This window comes from Devosia oryziradicis (assembly GCF_016698645.1).
GTDB classification, from domain to species: domain Bacteria; phylum Pseudomonadota; class Alphaproteobacteria; order Rhizobiales; family Devosiaceae; genus Devosia; species Devosia oryziradicis.
Window position 1 is genome coordinate 823740 of record NZ_CP068047.1, and the last position, 19227, is coordinate 842966.

Here is a 19227-nt window from a genome sequence, read left to right on the forward strand (position 1 = left end):
CAGTCGCGCCCCTTCAGGAGTCCTTCAATTGTCCCGCTTGTTTGCCGGCAGCATCGCCCGGCGCCTCTATAGCCTGCTGTTCGTCTTTGCCCTGGGTTTTGCCGGCGTCGTAGCCTACCAGCTCTATGCCCTGCGGCAAAACCTGGATGCCTTCAAGCGCACCGAAATCCAGAGCGTCGTGCAGGCCGCTGTGGGTGTCGTGCAGCATTACTACGACCTGACAGAAGCGGGCACCTTGACGACGGAAGCGGCGCAGACCGCGGCGCTCGATACCCTGCGCGCCATGCGCTACCAGGGCGAAGAATATCTGTTTGTCGACAATTTCGACTATGTGAACGTGCTTCACACCTACCAGCCGGAAAAGGAAGGCACCAACCGTCGCGAGACCAAGGACGCCAATGGCAAGCTTTACATGGCCGAGATGATCGACGGCGCAAAGGCCAATGGCTCCTACTTCGTTTCCTATGCCTTCAAGGACAAGGACGGGCTCTCCAAGGACAAGGTTACCTATGCGCAGGCCTTCCAGCCATGGGGCTGGACCATTGCCAGCGGCGTCCTGATGACAACCGTGCAGGCTATATTCTGGCAGGCCGCGATCACCAGCGCGGCCATTACGCTGGGCGTGATGGCAGTGGTTCTGGCCTTGGGCGCCTTGATCGCACGGGCCATTCGCCGGCCGATCGCGGCCTTGACGACCGACATGGTGCGCCTCGCCAACAATGATTTCGACGTGGCGCTGGACGGCCAGGATCGCAGCGACGAGATCGGCGACATGGCGCGCGCGGTTGCCGTATTCCGCGAGAATGGCCTCAAGGTCAGCCAGATGACCGAGGCGGAAGCAGCGCGCATCATTGCCGAGGAGCAGAGCCGGCGCGCCATGATGGCCGACCTGCAGGCGGCCTTCGGGCAGGTGGTGGATTCCGCGATTGCCGGTGATTTCAGCAAGCGGGTCGACACCGAATTCCCCGACCCGGAGCTCAATGGACTTGCCGGCAGCGTCAACTCGCTGGTGACCACGGTGGATCGTGGGCTGGACGAAACCGGGCGGGTGCTGACCGCGCTGGCCAATACCGACCTCACGCATCGCATGGAGGGCGATTACCACGGCGCTTTCGCGGTGCTCAAGACCAACACCAATGCCGTGGCGGACCGCCTCAGCGAGGTGGTGACGCAGTTGCGCGCGACCTCCAGCACGCTCAAGACCGCAACAGGGGAAATTCTCTCGGGCGCCAACGACCTGAGCGAACGGACCACCAAGCAGGCCGCGACCATCGAAGAGACGTCCGCAGCGATGGAACAACTGGCCGCGACAGTGCTGCACAATGCCGAGCGCGCCAGGGAAGCCAGCGTCAATGCCGGCGAGGTTACCCGCACCGCCGAAGAGGGCGGAAAGGTCATGCAGCAGGCCAACGAGGCGATGAGCGCCATCGAGGCCAGTTCGGGCAAGATTTCCAACATCATCGGATTGATCGACGACATCGCCTTCCAGACCAATCTCCTGGCCCTCAACGCCTCGGTCGAGGCGGCGCGCGCCGGCGATGCCGGCAAGGGCTTTGCCGTGGTGGCGGTGGAAGTGCGGCGCCTGGCGCAGTCGGCGGCCAGTGCCTCGGCCGACGTCAAGGTGCTGATCGAGCAGTCGGCCGGCGAGGTGAGCATGGGCTCGCGCCTGGTTTCGGATGCTGCGGCGCGCCTGTCGGCGATGCTGGATGCGGCTCGCGCCAACAACCAGCTCATGGAAGGCATTGCGCGGGAAAGCCGGGAACAGGCTTCAGCGATCGAGGAGGTCAACATCGCCGTCCGCACCATGGACGAGATGACCCAGCACAATGCAGCCCTGGTGGAACAGACCAATGCTGCCATCGAGCAGACCGAGTCCCAGGCCACGGCGCTCGATGCCATCGTGGCGGTATTCAACACGGGCGGTCAGCCGGTAGCGACCAAGGCACGATCCGCCGAGGCGCCGTCCAGGCCAGCCAATGTCCGCAAGGCGGCGCAGACCTATCTCAGCCAGGGAAACGCCGCTATCTCCGCGGACTGGAACGAGTTCTAAGGGAAAAAAGCCGGCTCCCGACTGCATGGCGCGGGAGCCGGCACTCATTGCCTGGCGGCTGGAGTGCTTCCTTAACCATATGAGGGATATGATCTATTTGTCCCGTGGCTGCCAAGGGCGGCCGCGGGCATGCAGTTCCCATAGCTCCGGAAGTACCTACACATGAGCGCGCAGCTCAAACTTGCCTTCAAGCTGCCGGCGATGGTTGTGGCCATTGCCCTGGTCACCGGCGCCAGTCTGGCCTTGGCGGGGTACTTCACCAGCAACGCCATCGTCACCATCCAGGCCGAACAGCGGCTGAGCGCCGCCGCCGCCAATGCGCGCTCGATGCTCGAGGCCTATCTGAACGAGGTTGCCGAGGACCTGACGCTGTTTGCCGGCCGGGCGGAAATCGCCGCCGACATCGACCTGTTCTCGGGTGCGATGCGATCGCTAGCCGGGCAGGGCGATCCCACCGAACTACTGCAGGACGCCTATATCACGCAAAATCCGAACCCGGCCGGCCAGAAGTTGCTGCTGGACACGTCCGACAAGCTACCGGTCTATGATCTGCATCACCGCGCGCTCCATGCCGATTTCCGCGACCTGCTGGAAAAGCGCGGCTACTACGACATCTTCCTGTTCGATACCGACTTCAACAACGTCTATACGGTCTTCAAGGAGGCCGATTTCGCCACCAATTTCGCCGAAGGCGGCGGGCCCTGGGCCGATACGGACCTGGGCAAGGTCGTGCGGTCGGCAATGGCGGGCGAGGAAGGGCAGGTTTTCCTCAGCGACTTCGCCCCCTATGGACCCAGCGCCGGCGCGCCCGCCAGTTTCATCGCCACTCCGGTCTTCGACCAGGGATTCCTGATCGGCGTGCTTGCCTTCCAGATGCCCACGGCACTGATCGGCGACGTGCTGGTGCGCACCCAGGGCCTGGGCGCCAGTGGTGAGACCTATCTGGTGGGCCAGGACGGACTGGTCCGCAACGACTCCGCCAAGACCGAGGGCAATGACGTGATGACGCTGGCGCTGCAGGGCGATGCCGTCACGGCGGCGCTGGCTGGGGAATCCGGCCTCGGCACCTTGATTCATCACGATGGGGCAGCCTTTGTGGCGGCCAGCGAGCCGTTGACCTTTGGTGGCGTGGACTGGGCCGTCGTGGCACTGGAAAGCCAGGCCGACATCGCCGCGCCATCGACAGGGCTGCGCAATTCACTGCTGATCATCGGCCTGGTGCTGCTGGCCCTGGCTGCTGCCAGCAGCCTGGCGATCGCCCGCACGATTACCCGGCCCATTTCGCGTCTGACCGGTGCCATGGCCGGCATAGCCGGCGACAGGCTGGACATCGCGGTGCCGGGGCTGGACCGCGCCGACGAACTGGGGGCAATGGCCGAAGCGGTGGAAGTCTTCCGCAGCAACGGGCTCAAGATGCGCGACCTGCGGGCCGCCGAACTCGACATGAGCGACGAACGGGCCGCCCAGGTCAGCGTCATCCAGGGTTTGCAACAGGAGATCAGCGCGGTCGTTGGCGCGGCTATCGATGGCGATTTCTCGCGCCGCGTCGGCACCGATCAGCAGGATCCGGAATTGCGGCAGCTGGCGCTCGATGTCAACGACCTGCTGGCGACTGTCGATCGCGGGCTGGCCGAGACGGGGAGTGTGCTGGCAGCGCTGGCGCGCGCCGATCTGACCCGCCGCATGAATGGCGACTACAGGGGCGCCTTTGCCCGTCTCAAGTCCGATACCAACGGCGTGGCCGAGCAACTGGGCGACATCATCACCCAGCTGCGCAGCACGTCGGGTTCGCTCAAGACGGCGACAGGAGAAATCCTCACTGGCGCCAATGACCTCAGTGAGCGCACCACGCGGCAGGCGGCGACGATCGAGGAAACCAGCGCCGCCATCGAGCAGCTCAGCCGCACCGTGGTCGACAATGCCGCGCAGGCCGAGCAGGCCAGTCGCGAAGTACGGGCTGTGTCCGACCAGGCCGAGGCCAGCGGCGAGGTGATGGGACAGGCTACTGGCGCCATGGAACGCATCACCGCCTCTTCGGGCAAAATTTCCAACATCATCGGGCTGATCGACGACATCGCGTTCCAGACCAATCTCCTGGCCCTTAATGCGTCGGTCGAGGCGGCGCGCGCCGGTGATGCCGGCAAAGGCTTTGCGGTGGTGGCGGTGGAGGTGCGGCGCCTGGCTCAATCTGCCGCCAGTGCGTCGGCCGATGTCAAGGCGCTGATCGAGCAGTCTGCTGCCGAGGTGCAGGGCGGGACCCGCCTTGTGGCCAGCGCCGCCGAGCGGCTGACCATGGTGCAGGACGCCATTCGTGCCAATGCGGCGCTGCTCGATGGCATTGCCAGGGCCAGCCGCGAGCAGGCCGGCGCCATCGACGAGGTCAATGTGGCGGTGCGCCAGCTCGACGAAATGACCCAGCACAATGCCGCTTTGGTGGAGGAGACCAATGCCGCCATCGAGCAGACCGAAGCCCAGGCCCATGAACTGGATCGCGTGATCGGGGTGTTCACGCTGGCGGCGCAGGACTGGAATGCGCCAAGACCGAAGGTTGCCGCCGGAGAGCGCGTCTGAGGCGCTGTACCGGGTAACTGGCGTCAGGCGCCGGTTACTTCGCTGTTCCTGCCCAGTTACGAGACGCTTCTTCACGCTCATTTAACCATGGGCGGGTAGCTTCATGGTCGGACGCAGATCATGTTTAGACACGGTGGTGGGGATCGCCGTGACACGCAAACGATCGACCATGCCCAGATATTTTTCATTGCGAAGACCACCGACGACCGGCCTGGTGGCCGGCGGGCGATGGCATGGTATCGCCGTGGGACACCTGCTGGTACGCAGAACCCGCAATGCGCGTCGCAAGCCCCGCTTAGCCATTGCTTTTTTACTCTTCTCGCGGACGCCAAGAATTTGCGCGGGCAGGCTGGGGGCCTATTTCCAATGACTGGTTTTTTCGGCGGCAGGAACGATGACCGCGCCAAGGTCGACGCCATTATGCGCAGCCAGGCGGTGATCGAGTTCAAGCTGGACGGCACGATCCTGGATGCCAATGAGAATTTCCTCAAGGCGCTAGGCTACGAGCTGCATGAAATCGTCGGCAAGCATCACCGTCTGTTCGTCGATCCGGTTGACGCCAACTCGGCTGAATACAAGCAGTTCTGGGCTGACCTCGCTCTGGGCAAGTTCCAGTCGGCGGCCTATCGGCGCATCGCCAAGGATGGCCGCGAAATCTGGATCCAGGCGACCTACAACCCGGTCTTGGACAAAGCAGGCAAGCCCACTAAGGTCATCAAGTTCGCCACCGATATCACCGACCAGAAGAACCAGGCGGCCGATCACGAGGCACAGATTGCCGCCATTTCGCGGGTACAGGCCGTGATAGAGTTCAACCTCGATGGCACGGTGCGCGATGCCAACGACAATTTCCTGGCCACTGTCGGCTATGACAAGGACGAAATCGTGGGCAGGCATCACCGCATGTTCTGCGACCCGGCCTATGCCAACAGCGCCGACTATACCAGGTTCTGGGAGCGCCTGCGGGCAGGCGAATATGTCGCCGCCGAATTCCAGCGTTTCGGCAAGGGCGGCAAGGAAATCTGGATTCAGGCATCCTACAACCCGGTCCTCGATGCCAATGGCAAGCCGGTCAAGGTGGTCAAGTTCGCCACCGACATTACCGAGCGAAAGCGGGCCGAGGGCATCATCGATCATCTCACGACGAGCCTTGCCAAGATGGCCGAGGGCGACCTGACCGGTCACATCGATACCCAGTTTACCGGCCAGTACGAGCAGTTGCGCCTGTCGTTCAACCAGTCGCTGGGCCGGCTGCTGGACATCGTGGACGGGCTGCAGCAGACGTCGCGCTCGCTCAAGACGGCGACCAGCGAAATCCTTACCGGCGCCAATGACCTCAGCGAGCGCACCACCCGGCAGGCCGCGACGATCGAAGAGACTTCGGCCTCTGTCGAGCAGCTTTCCAACGCGGTGCAGGAGAATGCCACACGCGCCGCCACGGCCAGCCAGAAGGCCAAGGCCGTTTCGGCCGGCGCGACCGAGGGTGGCGTGGTGATGAACGACGCCAACGCCGCCATGGCCGCCATCGAGGTCAGCTCGGGCAAGATTTCCAACATCATCGGCCTCATCGACGACATCGCCTTCCAGACCAACCTCCTGGCGCTCAACGCCTCGGTCGAGGCGGCGCGCGCCGGCGATGCCGGCAAGGGCTTTGCCGTGGTGGCGGTGGAAGTGCGGCGGCTCGCGCAGTCGGCGGCTGGGGCATCGGCCGAGATCAAGCAATTGATCGAGGCGAGTGCCGGAGAGGTCAAGAATGGCTCGCGGCTGGTGGGCCAGGCCGCCGAGAAGCTGCTGGACATCCTCGAGGGTGCCAGGGAGAGTTCGGCGCTGATCGACTCCATCGCCCAGGCCAATGGCCAGCAGGCCGGTGCGCTGGACGAGGTTGCGGTCGCCGTGCGGCAGATGGACGAGATGACCCAGCACAACGCCGCGCTGGTCGAACAGACCAATGCGGCCATTGAGCAGACCGAGGCCCAGGCCAGCGAGCTCGACCGTATCGTCGAGGTGTTCAAGGTGGACGATGGCGCGCGGGCGACCCGGCTCGTACGCAAGCCGCCGCGCCGGGCGCCGGCGCTGCGCAGCGCGGGCAACACGGCGGTCGCTCAGGACTGGAACGAGTTCTAGCAAGGGGCTGCTGACTCGCGTTGTCAGCAGCCAATGGCACAAGCACCGGGCGTCAACCCGGAGCCAGCCATGCTCACTTCTGCGATCGATCCTGTCTATTCCCGCGATTTCGCAACCTTGATCGCGCCATTGCCGGCGCCGGTAGCCGAATTGACGGCGCGACTGGTCGCGCTGGTGGCGGCGCATCCGGGGCTCACCGGCAAGGTGATGAATGGCTGGAAGTCGGTCAATTTCCGCCATGCCGGGGCCGGCCATGTCTGTTCGGTCTTTCCGCAGGTGGACCGTGTGTCACTCTATTTCGAGCATGGGCGGCTGCTCGAGCATGGCGAGGGCCTCCTGGCGGGCGACGGGCTCAAGAAAGGACGGTACCTGCGGCTCGTGCCCGGCGACGACATTCCGGTGGACCGCATCGGCATCCTGCTTAGCGAGGCCATTGCTCTTTTCGCCTGAAGCATGCTTGAAGAAATCTTGCATCCGGAGGGCAGCATGGCGCGCATTGGCCTGGTGGCACATGACGACAAGAAGGACGACCTGTGCGTCTGGGCCGAGCATCACAAGCATAAACTTGGCGAGCACGAGCTGTGGGGCACCGGCACCACGGGCAGCAGAGTGATGGCGGCGACGGGTCTCCAGGTGACCCTGCTCAAATCCGGTCCGCTGGGTGGGGACCAGCAGCTCGGCGCCATGATCGCGGAGGGAAAGCTGGACGTGCTGATCTTCTTCATCGATCCGCTGTCGGCGCAGCCGCATGATGTCGACGTGAAGGCGCTGACGCGGCTCGCCACGCTCTACGACGTGCCCTGCGCCAACAACAAATCCACAGCTGACGCGGTGCTCGCCTACCTTTGACTGCCATTCGAGCGCAGCTCTCATGGCCTTCTCACCTAAAACCGCTCCACTGGAGCGGTTTTGCGTTTTCACGCCGGATCGAAGGGTCAAGGTTGACCCTTGCGTCACCTTATGAGCAGATGCCGCAAAATCGCCCGGATTAACCGGGCGCCTTCGGCTTTGGGAATCGGACGGTCTGGGTGTCCACTGATCTAGTTATTGACGTGCGCAACGTCAGCAAACGTTTTGGCGGCCTCAAGGCCGTCAACAACTGCTCGCTCTCGGTTCGGCGTGGTTCGGTGACGGGCCTGATCGGGCCCAATGGGGCGGGCAAATCCACGCTGTTCAACATCGTGGCCGGCAATATCGTGCCCGATGAAGGCTCGGTGATCTTTGACGGCGCCGATGTCACCGGCCTCAAGCCGCACCAGCTGTTTCGCACCGGAATGCTGCGGACCTTCCAGATCGCGCATGAATTCTCCAACATGACGGCGCTGGAAAACCTGATGATGGTGCCGGGCGACCAGCCGGGCGAGTATCTGGGCAATGCCTGGTTCCGCCCCGGCCTCAGCAAGTCGCGCGAGACCGAAGTGCGGAAGAAAGCGCTCGACGTCATCGATTTCCTCAAGCTTGGCCATGTGCGCAACGAGCTGGCCGGCAATCTCAGCGGCGGGCAGAAAAAGCTGCTTGAGTTGGGCCGCACCATGATGGTGGATGCCAAGGTGGTGCTGCTCGACGAGGTGGCGGCGGGCGTCAACAAGACGCTGCTCAACGACCTGGCCGGCAATATCGAGCGCATGAACCGCGAGCTGGGCTATACCTTCTTCGTCATCGAGCATGACATGGACCTGATCGGGCGGCTGTGCGACCCGGTCATCGTCATGGCGCAGGGCGAGAAGATCGCCGAGGGCCCGATGGCCGAAATCCGCGCCAATCCCCAGATCGTCGAAGCCTATTTCGGCACTCCGGTCGAGGTGGCGTGATGGCTTTGATCGAACTGAGGAACGTCGTTGGCGGCTATGGCGGCGCACCCATCCTCAATGGCGTCAATATGGCCATCGAGCAATCCGACATCGGTGTCATCGTCGGCCCGAACGGGGCCGGCAAGTCGACGACGCTCAAGGCCATTTTCGGCCTGCTCAAGGTCACCGGCGGCACGATCGAGTTCGGCGGCAGGAATGTCGCCAATTCACTGCCCGATGCGCTGGTCCCGATGGGCCTCAGTTTCGTGCCGCAGGAAAAGAACGTCTTCACCTCGATGAGTGTCGAGGAAAACCTTGAAATGGGCGCCTTCACCCGGCGCGACGATTTCAAGCCGACCATGGACTGGGTCTACCAGATGTTCCCGGTGCTGGCCGAAAAGCGCCGCCAACCGGCCGGCGAACTGTCCGGCGGACAACGCCAGATGGTGGCCATGGGCCGCGCGCTGATGAGCAAGCCCAAGCTGTTGATGCTGGACGAACCCTCGGCGGGCCTCTCACCCCGCTATGTGATCGAGATCTTCGAGACCATCGTGCGCGTCAACAAGGAAGGCGTCGGCATCCTCATGGTCGAGCAGAATGCCCGCCAGGCCCTGGCGTTCGCCTCCAAGGGCTTCGTCCTCGCCGGCGGTCAGAACCGCTTCACCGGTACGGGGCCCGAGCTCATCGCCGATCCCGAAGTCGCCAAAAGTTTTCTCGGGGGCTGAGCCGTGACCGAACTGATTTTCTTCATCAACCAGGTGGTCATTGCCGGCGCCGTGCTGGGCTGCATCTATGCGCTGGGCGCCGTGGGCATCACGCTGATCTTCGGCATCCTGCGGTTTGCCCATTTCGCCCATTCCGAACTGATGACGTCGGGCGCCTTCTTCGCGTTCCTGCTGGCCATGCTGTTTGCGAGCTGGGGTATCACCACGCCAATCCCGACCGGGTTCGTGGTGCTGCCCATCGCCATGGTGTTGTCCGCCATTTTCGCGCTGGGCATCGACAAGGGCTTTTACGCCCCGCTGCGCAAGCGCGGGGCCAAGCCGGTGATCCTGCTGATCGCCTCGATCGGCGTGACGCTGATGGTGCAGGGGTTGATCCGCCTGTTTTTCGGCGCGGGCTCCTACTCGTTCTTCGAGACCGAAACCAAGGACGTGTTCCGTATCGATACCGCCTTCCTGGGCTCGACCCGGCCGCTGGTCATCACCGAGCCGCAGCTGCTGATGATCGTGGTGACCGTTGTCTCGGTGCTGGCGCTGCACTTCTTCCTCACCCGATCGCGGCTGGGCAAGGCGATGCGCGCCATGGCGGACAATGCCGACCTGGCGCAGGTGTCGGGCATCAATACGGCGCTGGTGGTGCGGGTCACCTGGGTGGTGGCTGGGGCGCTGGCCTGCATGGCCGGCACCATGCTGGCGCTGGACGTGACCCTGAAGCCGGACCTGGCCTTCAACATCATCATCCCGATCTTCGCGGCCGCCATCGTGGGCGGTCTCGGCCAGGCCTATGGCGCGATTGCGGGTGGCCTCCTCATCGGCATGGCGGAATCGCTGGCCGTGTTCAACTGGACGATGGTGCTGAGGCCTCTCAATGCCGTCTTGCCCGAATGGGCGCAGTTGCCTGCGACGCTGGCGCTGGTGCCGACCGAATACAAGCTGACCGTGGCTTTCGTCATCCTGGTCGTGGTGCTGCTCGTGCGACCGACGGGTATTTTCAAGGGAGCATCGTCATGATCCGGCGCTCGCTGACCCTGTTTGCCGGCCTGTTCGTGCTGATCCTGGTGATCGGCTGGGCGATGGGCCTGCCCTTCACCTCGTCACGCCTGGTCGAGGCGACCGCCTATTCGCTGATAGCGCTGGGTCTCAACATCCAGTGGGGTTATGGCGGGCTGTTCAATTTCGGCATCATGGGCTTCCTGATGCTGGGCGGCTTTGCCGTCACCTTCATCTCATACCCTGTCAATCCCCAGTTCTGGGGGTCTGACGGTCCGTGGATGCTTGGACGGGCCCTGATCGCCTTCGCGGCGGGTGCGCTGCTCGTCTATGGCGCGCGCAAGAGCGATCGCCTGGGAATCAAGGGCAGCTGGAAAACCTTTGTCACGGTGGTGGCGTGGTTCGTGGCCTATTGCATCTATCGCAGCCAGATCGATCCGGCTGCGGCCTATATCGAGGCCAATGCGGGCTTCGTGGGTGGCCTGGGCGCCCATCCGGTGCTGGGCTGGCTGTTTGGTGGCGTGCTGGCGGCGGTCATTGCCTTTATCGTCGGCAAGATCGCGCTGGGCCTCAGAACCGACTACCTGGCCATTGCAACCATCGGCATTTCCGAGATCATCCGCGCGCTGATCAAGAACATGGACTGGCTGACGCGCGGCACGCTGACCGTGTCGCCGATCCCGTGGCCGACGCCGCTGCCGCAAGACTACCAGGCCGGGGGCAGCGACACCTATTCGTCGCTGCTGATGGCCCGCGGCGGCTTCCTGTTGCTGGCGCTTGTGGTTGTCGGGATTGCCATCTGGCTGATCTCGCGCGCTTATTCCGGCCCTTGGGGCCGCATGATGCGCGCCATCCGCGACAACCACATCGCTGCGGCCTCGATGGGCAAGAACGTGACGGCGCGGCAGCTCGAGATATTCGTCTTCGGCTCGGTACTGATGGGTATTGGCGGCGCCATGCTGGTCAGCTTCACCCAGATTTTCGACCCGTCGAGCTACCAGCCGATCAACCACACCTTCCTGATCTGGGTGATGATCATCGTGGGCGGCGCCGGCAACAATTGGGGCGCGGTGTTCGGCGCGGTGCTGATCTGGCTGGTGTGGGTCGTCAGCGAGCCGCTGGCCAAGGTCATCTTCGACAATGTCAGCTACTGGTCGACCAATCTCGGTTGGGGTGCCATTCCGGAAATCGAGTCACGCTCGGCACAGATGCGCGTTTTCGTGCTGGGCCTGGTGATCACCATCGCGCTGCGCTATGCCCCCAAGGGGCTGATCCCCGAAGCGGTCCGCCGGGACGCCTAGCGCCTGGCCTCATAGGTCAGGGCGATGGCGCCAGAGGCGAAGGTCTGCTGGTTTGTCAGCTTCAGGTCGAGCGGGAAGGGCAGGCCGGAAAACAGCGTCGGGCCGTGGCCGGCAATGCGTGGGTGAACGAGGAAGACGAACTCGTCGATCAGGCCCAGGGCTGCGATTGCCCTGGCGAGGTTGACACCGCCCAGCGAAATGATTCCGTGTTGTTCCCGCTTGAGCCGCTCGATGGCGCCCTTGAGGTCGCCTTGCAGCAATTGGGCATTCCAGTCGACATGGGCCAGCGTGGTCGATGCCACGACCTTGCGCGCCCGGTGGATGGATTGAGCGAAAGGGACGACCCAGTCCGCCGTGCCTTCCGGCACCACACCTGTCTCGGCAATCGGCCGCCACGCCGGCTCCATCATCTGGTAGGTGATGCGGCCATAAAGCAGCACACTGGCATTGGCCACCACGTCCGCCCAGAACTGGTGCATTTCGGGATAAGGCACAATGGCCTGATGGTCGCAGCAGCCATCCAGCGTCACGTTGATAGAATACTGTAGTCGCGCCATTGGTTTGTCCCCAGCGTCCGAGCTGGGCGAGACGATAGCAAACGTGTGCCAGTGGGCAACGTCCTATTCGAGTGGCCGCGTCGGCGGACTAGACGATACTGGTCAGCAATGCCGCCGCTGCGCGCCGGAGGTCGCGGCCGACATCGATGCGCATATGGGCAAATTCGGGTCGAGCCAGCACCGCTACCCCGGCGGGTGGCGGATGTGCCCCAGGCCACATGCCGGCCACCAGCGAACCGATCATGGCGATGGCCCAGGCGCAGTCCGCGGGGCTGGCGGTGGGCAGGCGCGCCGACAGCGCCGCGACGATGCGGGCATTCTGCGTCCCCATATGCGTCTTGGTCTCGGCAATGGTGGCTTCCGACACGTTCTGCTCAAGCGTGCTGGCGAGAATGGAAATCAACGCGCAACAGCGCGGGCGCGCCAGGAAACAGTGGGTGATGGCGTCGGCCAGCGCCTCGATATCGCCGAGGGGAACCGACTGCATTGCCTCGATCGCCGCATCGATCAAGTCCGTGAACTCGTCGTGGAAGAGTTCGAGCAGCACCTGCTCGCGGCTCTCGAAATAGCGGTAGACGTTGGACTTGGTGAAGCCGGCTTTGGCCGCGATGGCATTGAGGCCGGCCCCCTGCGGGCCCTGCTCGTCAAACAGTTCCGCCGCGGCCGCGAGCAGTTGCTCGCGGCGCTGGCTGATTTCTTGGGGCTTGCGGGCGCGCTGGAATGATTGGGCGGCGGTCATGAAGCCATTCTATGCCGGGACGGCGGCAACGGGAAAGCGGATGCCGGTCAGTTCCTCGGAGATATCCCAAAGCCGTCGCGCCATGTCGGTATCGAGGGCCGCTGGCGGCGTAGCCGCCACCCCGACCCGGCCGCGAATTTCCTGGAAACCCTTGGGTCCATAATAGCCACCCGGGACCGCTTGGGGAGCGGTCGCCGCGAACAGCGTTGGCAGGGCCGCCTGCGGCACGGGCGCGAAGACGAACGAAAGATAGCGGCGCACGAAGGCGGCGGGGCTCCGCTCGCCCATGCCGTTGACGATGAGGTCGGTGCGCGCAATGCCCGGATGGGCGGCCGTGCTCGCAATCCCCCAGCCATGGGCCTCGCTGCGCCGCTGCAGCTCGAAGGCGAACATCAGGCAGGCCAGCTTGCTCTGGCTATAGGCCACCATGGGCCGATAGGTTTCCGACTGCAGGTCGGACAAGTCGATCCGTCCCTGACGCGCCGCGACGCTGGACAGCGAGACGACGCGGGCGGCGGGGGCCGCCGTCAGCAGCGGCATCAGGCGCGCGGTCAGGGCGAAATGGCTGAGGTAGTTGGTGCCGAACTGCAACTCGAAACCATCGCTGGTGGTTTGGCGCCTCGGAGGGGTCATGACGCCGGCATTGTTGACGAGAATGTCGAGCGGCGTGCCGGCGGCATGGAGGCGGCCGGCGAAGGCGGCAACCGAAGCAAGGCTCCCCAGATCGACCTGTTCGAAAGCTATCCTGGCTCCGGGTGCGCTCGCCCTGATGGCAGCAAGTGCATCGGCACCCTTGCCGGCATTGCGGCCGGCGAGGATGACATGGGCACCGTGCTCGGCCAGCATCCGGGCCGTTTCGTAGCCCAGGCCGCCGGTGGCGCCGGTTACGACGGCCGTCTTGCCGGTGAGATCAGGGATGTCGCGTTCGGAATAGGCCATCGCATGCGTCCTCAATAAGAAACCAATGGTCTCTAATTAGGAGAACGACGGTCTTTTGTCAAGCTTGTCAGCCGGGCTTTCTGGCTTCCGCCCAGAGCCAGCGGGTTGGGGCATTGTCGTAGCCGGTGCCATCCTGCTCGGTGACCGACATTGCGCTCCAATCGGCGGCGGCCGCGTAGTGGGCAAGCAGCCCGTTCCGATCCGGGTAATTGTAGTAGCGACCCAGGCCATCGCGACCTTCCCCACTGCCCGCCTTGAAGCTTGCGACAAACAAACCGCCGGGGCGCAGGGCGCGGTGGATGCGCGCGAGATCGTCGGTCAATTCATCGCGCGGCGCGTGCAGGAGGCAGGCGCAGGCCCAGACGCCGTCATAGACGGCGACGTCGTCGAGCTCGTGGAATGCCATGAGGCGCACTGGCACACCCAGCCGCGCCTGGGCCTCGGCCGCCAATTCTGGCGATGCGTCCGAAGGCGTGACCACAAGGCCGGCGGCCAGCATGGCTGCGGCGTCCCGACCATTGCCGATGCCCAGCTCGAGCACGCTGCCGCCGGGAGGCAACCGGGCCATGAAGGCCTCCAGTTGCGGCGTCGGTGCCTTGGCGTGTTCGACATAGGCGGCGGCATTGTCGGCATAGAATTTGAGCGTTTCTGAATCGGGCATCGGGGCTCCAATGAAAAAGGCCCGGGATCGCTCCCGGGCCTTGGACGTTCGGGCGGACCAGGATTACTGGATCTCGCCTTTTTCCACGAACGCGCCGCCTTCGACGGCGAGTTCGACGATAATGCCGTCAACGTCGCCGGCTTCGTCGAAGTCGAGAGCACCGCCGGCGCCGTCATAGTCGATGTCGGTACCGGCCTTGATCAGCTCGACGGCCTTCTTCCACTCGCCGGGCAGGATCTTCTCGCCGGGAGCCGAGGCAACCTCGCGCAGGGCGGCCGAGAGACCGTCACGCGAAGCCGAGCCGTTCTTCTCGATGGCCAGGGCCAGGAGGAACGCGGCGTCGTAGGCCTGCGGCGCATAGGTCGCGTTGGCTTCGATGCCGGCCGCGGTGGCCAGGTCGTTATAGGTGGTGGTCGCGGTGCCGGCCGGGGCACCGGCGCGGGTGGCGATCAGGCCTTCGACGGCAGCGGCGTCGATGCCCGAGAGCAGGTCGTCACCGACCATGCCGTCACCGCCGACATAGAGCGTGAAGTTGCCCGACTCGACGGCCTGGCGCAGGATGGTGTTGCCCGAGGCGTTGGCGTAGGCGAGGATCACCAGGTTCTGCGAAGCGACCAGGTTGCCCAGCTCGGCGCGGTAGTCGGCCTTGCCTTCTTCGTGGGCGACATTGGCTGCCACGGTGCCGCCACCGGCGGTGTAGGCGGCGCTCAGCGAGTCCGCAAAGCCCTTGCCGTAGTCATTGTTCACGTAGGTGATGGCGATGTCCTTGACGCCCTTGGCGAGGAGGAGTTCGGCCATCTTGACGCCCTGCAGGGCATCGGACGGGGTGGTGCGGTAGACGAGGTCGTTGTCTTCCAGCGTGGTCAGGGCCGGAGCCGAGGACGCGGGGGAGATGAAAACCACGTTGCCCGACAGGCCCGAGCCGTTGAAGGCGCCGATGGTTTCACCGGTGCACAGTGCGCCCACCACGGCGGTCACGTTGTCGGTGTTGATCACCTTGTCGGCGGCAGCGGCAGCAGCGGTCGCATCGCAGGCGCCGTCGGCCGAGATGAGCTTGAGCTCGCCACCCAGGATGCCGCCCTGTTCGTTGACTTCCTTCACGACCAGCTCGGCGCCGGCAAAGATCGGCGGGGTCAGGGATTCGATCGGGCCGGTGAAGCCACCGATGAAGCCGATGGTTGCGCCGGTATCCTGGGCGATGGCGGGCGCGGCGACTGCAAGCGTCGATGCGGCAACGGCCAAAGTCAGGGTGTTCTTGAGATTGAGCATGTACGTCCCTCTGCTGGGTCGATCCGCCGGGAGGCTCTTGCTCGAGCCAGTCCTTGCGTGCGGAACGACGCGATAAAGGGGGCGCAACCCGCGCCCCGCTGGCAGGGACTGTTGCACATTTGCTAAGCCGGAGTCACCGGGTATTGATGGGGAAATCTACATGCCGCCACTGTTGCTTAACGGGGGTGGTTTTTGCATAGAGTGAGGCCCCTGAGGAGGCTGTGGCTGGCATGAAGGCGAGGCTATTGCAGGCAGTGCTGATGCTGGTGGCGGCGCTCGCCGTTCAACCGGCCTTGGCGCAGATCACCGTGCTCGACCAGGCCCAGGATGCCCAGGCGGCGCCCGAGACTGCCGAACCCGCGGCCCCGCCACCGCCCTGTGGCATGCAACCGGTGAGCATTGCCCGCATGACCTGGCCATCGGCCGAACTGCTGGCGGAAATCCATGCCCGGGTGCTTCAGCGCGCTTTCGACTGTACGGTCCAGGTCGCGCCAGGCGATCTGGGTGCCACGGCCTCGTCAATGGGCTCGACCGGCCAGCCCGCGGTGGCGCCAGAAATGTGGGTGACGCGCGTCGCCGACGTGTGGAATGCGGGGGTCGAGGCACAGATGTTGCGGCCCGCTGCGCCGACCTATGAGGCAACGCAGTTCGAGGGGTGGTACCTGCCCGACTATGTGGCACTGGCCCATCCCGATCTGACCGCCGCTGCCGGGTTGGCCGCGGCGTTGCCGACCTGGAACGCAGGCGCGCCGGTGCGCTTCATCTCCTGCCCGCCCGACTGGGCCTGTGCGCTGATTAACCGCAACCTGGTCAAGGCCCTTGGCCTGACGGGCCTGTTGGAGGTGGTCGAGCCTGCCACCCGCTTCGAAATGGATACCCTGATCGCCGAAGCGGTGAGCCGCAGCGAGCCGATCCTGTTTTACTACTGGCAGCCCAATGCGGTGCTCAGCCAGTTCAATTTCGTGCCGCTCGACATGGGTGTCTATGACGAAGAGGCGGCCAAGTGCCTGGCGCGCGCGGCCTGCCCCAACCCGGTGCCCAGCGCCTTTGCCGCCGAGACGGTGGTGGTGGCGCTGGCCGAGTGGGTGTTTACCGATATTCCGGCCATTGCCGGCTACTTCCAGCGCTCGAGCCTCGACCTTGCCGAAATGAACACGCTGCTGGCGCAGCTGAACGAGCCGGGTGCGACGGTGGAAGGCGTTGCCGATCGTTTCGTGGCCGAGCGGCAGGACCTGTGGCAGGGCTGGGTGGGAACCCCGGCGCCATAGCGGGTGCGGTAGCGCGCATCCGGAGCTTGGCTTTTATCTAACCAATTGAACCATATAGAGGTTTTCAGGGATTTAACCTGGCGTTCAGATTTACTGCCGTTAGATGGGCAGCCCTGCTGGACCATCGTTGCCATGAACCCTGATTTCTCCGTCATCCTCGCTGGCTACCGCCGTATTGCCCTTGCAGCCGCCGTGGTTGTCGTGGGCATCGTCACGGCACGCATCGCGGTATTCTTCGGACTGGCCGGGCCGACCTTCGTCAATGCCCTGCCTGGTGCGGGCCTTCTGGCCGCACTGCTGCTCCTGGCCATCCTCGGCTATGGTTATCGCTGGCTGTCGCGCCGGCTGGGCGGCATCCAGCGGCAGGTGCATGAGGCCCAGGCGCGGACCAATCGCGATGCGCTGACAGGGGTCTTCACGCGAGCCTATTTTCTCGAGGCGCTGGGGGCCCATGTTTTTCACGGCTCGCAGACGGCGGTGGGCTACCTGCAGCTGGACATGGATAATCTGAAGATCCTCAACGACAGCGCCGGCCATGCCGCCGGCGACGCGGCTCTGGTGCATCTGAGCCGCGTGATCGACCAGGTGGTCCCCGGTGCACTGGTGGGGCGATTGGGCGGCGACGAATTCGGCATCATGATAGCCGGTCACGACAACAAGGCGGCGTTGCGCCGTGTTGGCGAAGCGCTGCTGCGCGCGCTCGAGCGCCCGGTCAACATTTCAGGCCGGGCAGTGCGTCTCTCCGCATCGATCGGCGTGGCGCTCGCGCCGCAGGACGCGGTTGATGTGACCGACCTCGTCAGCAAGGCCGATCTTGCACTCTACAAGGCCAAGAAGGGCGGGCGCCATGCCGTGGTGGCCTTTGACCCCGACATGCTGGGCGATGAACGGCACCGGCGCTTCATCGAACGCGAATTGCGCGCTGCGCTCCTCATGGAAGAGCTCGAGCTGCATTACCAGCCGGTCCTGGGTACCGACATGGCCATTCGCTCGCATGAAGCACTGGTTCGTTGGCGACACCAGGTGCGTGGCATGATCCCACCGGCGCAGTTCATTCCGATCGCCGAAGAGAGTGACCTCATCGTCAAGCTGGGTGAATGGGTGCTGCGCCGGGCCTGCGGGGACCTGGCGGAACTGGGCGGCCTTCCGGTGGCGGTCAACGTTTCGCCAGTGCAGTTGCGGCAGGCCGATTTCGCCCGCAGCTTCGCCGCGATCCTCCAGGATACGGGCACCGATCCGCGCGCCATCATCGTGGAGGTGACCGAAACGGTGCCGCTCGATGCCGGGGAGATCGCGATGGCCAACCTGGCCGCCTTGCGCAGGCTGGGTGTCCGGATCGCCATCGACGATTTCGGCGCGGGCCATGCGAGCCTGCAATATCTGCGCGGCTTTGCCTTCGACATCATCAAGATTGACCGGAGCTATGTCGCCAATATGGGATCGAGCCGCATCGATGGGATGATCGTTTCGGCCGTGTGCGAAATTGCCCGCGCCCTGCCGGTGGAGGTGGTGGCTGAGGGCATCGAAACGCAGGAGCAGTTCAACCAGTTGCGGCTGGCGGGATGCAGCGGCTTTCAGGGATATCTGCTTGGCCGGCCGCAGCCGCTGGGCAAGCCGGGGAATGCGGTAGCCGCCTGATCTACGACAGCTGCATGACAGCTCGGCCCTTCGTCTTGTTGCATCCCGAGCAAACGCGCGGATATAAGGAGGCGGGGAAAGCTGGCTTGGCAGCGGGAGTAGTGACTTGGATTTGAAGCGGATCAACGATCAGGTCAGCGTTTCGGGACAGATTCAGCCCGAGGACGTCGCAGCGCTCAAAGCCGCCGGTTTCGTCGCCATCGTCAACAATCGCCCCGATGGGGAATCGCCCGACCAGCCCGCCGGCGCCGAGATCGAAGCGGCAGCCAAGGCAGCAGGCCTTGCCTATTATGCCATTCCCCTGGGCCGTGAAGGGGTTTCACCCGACATGGTCGAAAAGACCAAATCCGTGCTCGAGGGGAGCGCGGGTCCGGTCTTCTGCTTCTGCCGTTCGGGAACGCGCTCGACCACGCTGTGGGCGCTGAGCCAGGCGGGAGAAATGGACGCTGGCGAGATCATTCGTGAGGCGGCCGAGGCCGGCTACGACATGAGCCACCTCGCCGGCCATCTCAGCCGCGACTAGATCTGCTTCCGACGGTTGGACGGGCAACCGTCTCTACCGTCCAATACCTGAGCCGGACCTTCCGAGGTCCCAAACCCCTCCTGCT

General features: G+C 64.4%; 17 protein-coding genes. 12 read left to right on the forward strand and 5 right to left on the reverse strand.

The features are described from left to right. The first annotated feature begins 28 nt into the window (after positions 1 to 28). From JI749_RS04120 to JI749_RS04160, 9 genes are all read left to right on the forward strand, one after another. Positions 29 to 2050 (forward strand): methyl-accepting chemotaxis protein, encoded by a 2022-nt coding sequence (locus JI749_RS04120; protein WP_201659533.1) that lies wholly within the window; start codon positions 29 to 31, stop codon positions 2048 to 2050. A 162-nt stretch (positions 2051 to 2212) separates the two neighbouring features. Next, entirely contained in the window at positions 2213 to 4621 is a 2409-nt protein-coding gene (locus JI749_RS17420; RefSeq protein ID WP_233280854.1) for a methyl-accepting chemotaxis protein, read from the forward strand. Between the two features lie 366 nt (positions 4622 to 4987). Next, on the forward strand, positions 4988 to 6745 hold the full coding sequence (locus tag JI749_RS04130; protein ID WP_201659537.1) for a methyl-accepting chemotaxis protein: 1758 nt from the start codon (positions 4988 to 4990) through the stop codon (positions 6743 to 6745). Positions 6746 to 6814: 69 nt separating this feature from the next. Continuing rightward, positions 6815 to 7195, forward strand: coding sequence for a DUF1801 domain-containing protein (locus JI749_RS04135; RefSeq protein ID WP_201659540.1), 381 nt, complete (start codon positions 6815 to 6817; stop codon positions 7193 to 7195). 36 nt (positions 7196 to 7231) lie between these two features. Beyond that, positions 7232 to 7594, forward strand: coding sequence for a methylglyoxal synthase (locus JI749_RS04140; RefSeq protein ID WP_201659543.1), 363 nt, complete (start codon positions 7232 to 7234; stop codon positions 7592 to 7594). A gap of 179 nt (positions 7595 to 7773) precedes the next feature. Next, the gene (locus tag JI749_RS04145) at positions 7774 to 8556 is read left to right on the forward strand and encodes an ABC transporter ATP-binding protein (RefSeq protein ID WP_201659546.1); all 783 of its coding nucleotides are present in this window, start codon (positions 7774 to 7776) and stop codon (positions 8554 to 8556) included. Next, on the forward strand, positions 8556 to 9260 hold the full coding sequence (locus JI749_RS04150) for an ABC transporter ATP-binding protein (RefSeq protein WP_201659549.1): 705 nt from the start codon (positions 8556 to 8558) through the stop codon (positions 9258 to 9260). The genes JI749_RS04145 and JI749_RS04150 overlap by 1 nt, the downstream gene beginning before the upstream one ends. A 3-nt stretch (positions 9261 to 9263) precedes the next feature. Continuing rightward, entirely contained in the window at positions 9264 to 10268 is a 1005-nt protein-coding gene (locus JI749_RS04155; RefSeq protein ID WP_201659553.1) for a branched-chain amino acid ABC transporter permease, read from the forward strand. Further along, positions 10265 to 11548: a branched-chain amino acid ABC transporter permease gene (locus JI749_RS04160; RefSeq protein WP_201659556.1), complete on the forward strand. Its 1284-nt coding sequence runs from the start codon at positions 10265 to 10267 to the stop codon at positions 11546 to 11548. The genes JI749_RS04155 and JI749_RS04160 overlap by 4 nt, the downstream gene beginning before the upstream one ends. Here the strand turns inward: JI749_RS04160 and JI749_RS04165 are convergent. The 5 genes from JI749_RS04165 to JI749_RS04185 all read right to left on the reverse strand — a co-directional run bounded on the left by JI749_RS04165 (position 11545) and on the right by JI749_RS04185 (position 15713). Continuing rightward, positions 11545 to 12105 (reverse strand): dihydrofolate reductase family protein, encoded by a 561-nt coding sequence (locus JI749_RS04165; RefSeq protein WP_201659559.1) that lies wholly within the window; start codon positions 12103 to 12105, stop codon positions 11545 to 11547. The genes JI749_RS04160 and JI749_RS04165 overlap by 4 nt on opposite strands. An 88-nt stretch (positions 12106 to 12193) precedes the next feature. After that, positions 12194 to 12844 carry a TetR/AcrR family transcriptional regulator gene (locus JI749_RS04170; RefSeq protein ID WP_201659562.1) on the reverse strand — a complete coding sequence of 217 codons (651 nt, stop codon included), beginning with the start codon at positions 12842 to 12844 and terminating at the stop codon, positions 12194 to 12196. 9 nt (positions 12845 to 12853) lie between these two features. After that, the gene (locus tag JI749_RS04175; protein WP_201659565.1) at positions 12854 to 13783 is read right to left on the reverse strand and encodes an SDR family oxidoreductase; all 930 of its coding nucleotides are present in this window, start codon (positions 13781 to 13783) and stop codon (positions 12854 to 12856) included. Between the two features lie 67 nt (positions 13784 to 13850). Beyond that, positions 13851 to 14444 (reverse strand): class I SAM-dependent methyltransferase, encoded by a 594-nt coding sequence (locus JI749_RS04180; protein WP_201659570.1) that lies wholly within the window; start codon positions 14442 to 14444, stop codon positions 13851 to 13853. Between the two features lie 63 nt (positions 14445 to 14507). Next, the gene (locus tag JI749_RS04185; protein WP_201659573.1) at positions 14508 to 15713 is read right to left on the reverse strand and encodes an ABC transporter substrate-binding protein; all 1206 of its coding nucleotides are present in this window, start codon (positions 15711 to 15713) and stop codon (positions 14508 to 14510) included. A gap of 230 nt (positions 15714 to 15943) precedes the next feature. Here JI749_RS04185 and JI749_RS04190 point away from each other — a divergent pair, with 230 nt between their 5' ends. The 3 genes from JI749_RS04190 (at position 15944) to JI749_RS04200 (ending at position 19142) form a co-directional block, all read left to right on the forward strand. Next, positions 15944 to 16981 carry a glycine betaine ABC transporter substrate-binding protein gene (locus JI749_RS04190; protein ID WP_201659577.1) on the forward strand — a complete coding sequence of 346 codons (1038 nt, stop codon included), beginning with the start codon at positions 15944 to 15946 and terminating at the stop codon, positions 16979 to 16981. Positions 16982 to 17113: 132 nt separating this feature from the next. Further along, positions 17114 to 18619, forward strand: coding sequence for a putative bifunctional diguanylate cyclase/phosphodiesterase (locus JI749_RS04195; protein WP_201659580.1), 1506 nt, complete (start codon positions 17114 to 17116; stop codon positions 18617 to 18619). 106 nt (positions 18620 to 18725) lie between these two features. Continuing rightward, a complete protein-coding gene (locus JI749_RS04200; protein ID WP_201659583.1) occupies positions 18726 to 19142 on the forward strand; it encodes a TIGR01244 family sulfur transferase in 417 nt (138 codons plus the stop codon). The last annotated feature ends 85 nt before the right edge of the window (positions 19143 to 19227 follow it).

Coding starts and splice junctions, on each gene's coding strand:
- JI749_RS17420 (WP_233280854.1), top strand. CDS start 2,213: ATGAGCGCGCAGCTCAAACTTGCCTTCAAGCTGCCGGCGATGGTTGTG.
- JI749_RS04130 (WP_201659537.1), top strand. CDS start 4,988: ATGACTGGTTTTTTCGGCGGCAGGAACGATGACCGCGCCAAGGTCGAC.
- JI749_RS04135 (WP_201659540.1), top strand. CDS start 6,815: ATGCTCACTTCTGCGATCGATCCTGTCTATTCCCGCGATTTCGCAACC.
- JI749_RS04140 (WP_201659543.1), top strand. CDS start 7,232: ATGGCGCGCATTGGCCTGGTGGCACATGACGACAAGAAGGACGACCTG.
- JI749_RS04150 (WP_201659549.1), top strand. CDS start 8,556: ATGGCTTTGATCGAACTGAGGAACGTCGTTGGCGGCTATGGCGGCGCA.
- JI749_RS04160 (WP_201659556.1), top strand. CDS start 10,265: ATGATCCGGCGCTCGCTGACCCTGTTTGCCGGCCTGTTCGTGCTGATC.
- JI749_RS04165 (WP_201659559.1), bottom strand. CDS start 12,105: ATGGCGCGACTACAGTATTCTATCAACGTGACGCTGGATGGCTGCTGC.
- JI749_RS04170 (WP_201659562.1), bottom strand. CDS start 12,844: ATGACCGCCGCCCAATCATTCCAGCGCGCCCGCAAGCCCCAAGAAATC.
- JI749_RS04175 (WP_201659565.1), bottom strand. CDS start 13,783: ATGGCCTATTCCGAACGCGACATCCCTGATCTCACCGGCAAGACGGCC.
- JI749_RS04180 (WP_201659570.1), bottom strand. CDS start 14,444: ATGCCCGATTCAGAAACGCTCAAATTCTATGCCGACAATGCCGCCGCC.
- JI749_RS04185 (WP_201659573.1), bottom strand. CDS start 15,713: ATGCTCAATCTCAAGAACACCCTGACTTTGGCCGTTGCCGCATCGACG.
- JI749_RS04190 (WP_201659577.1), top strand. CDS start 15,944: ATGAAGGCGAGGCTATTGCAGGCAGTGCTGATGCTGGTGGCGGCGCTC.
- JI749_RS04195 (WP_201659580.1), top strand. CDS start 17,114: ATGAACCCTGATTTCTCCGTCATCCTCGCTGGCTACCGCCGTATTGCC.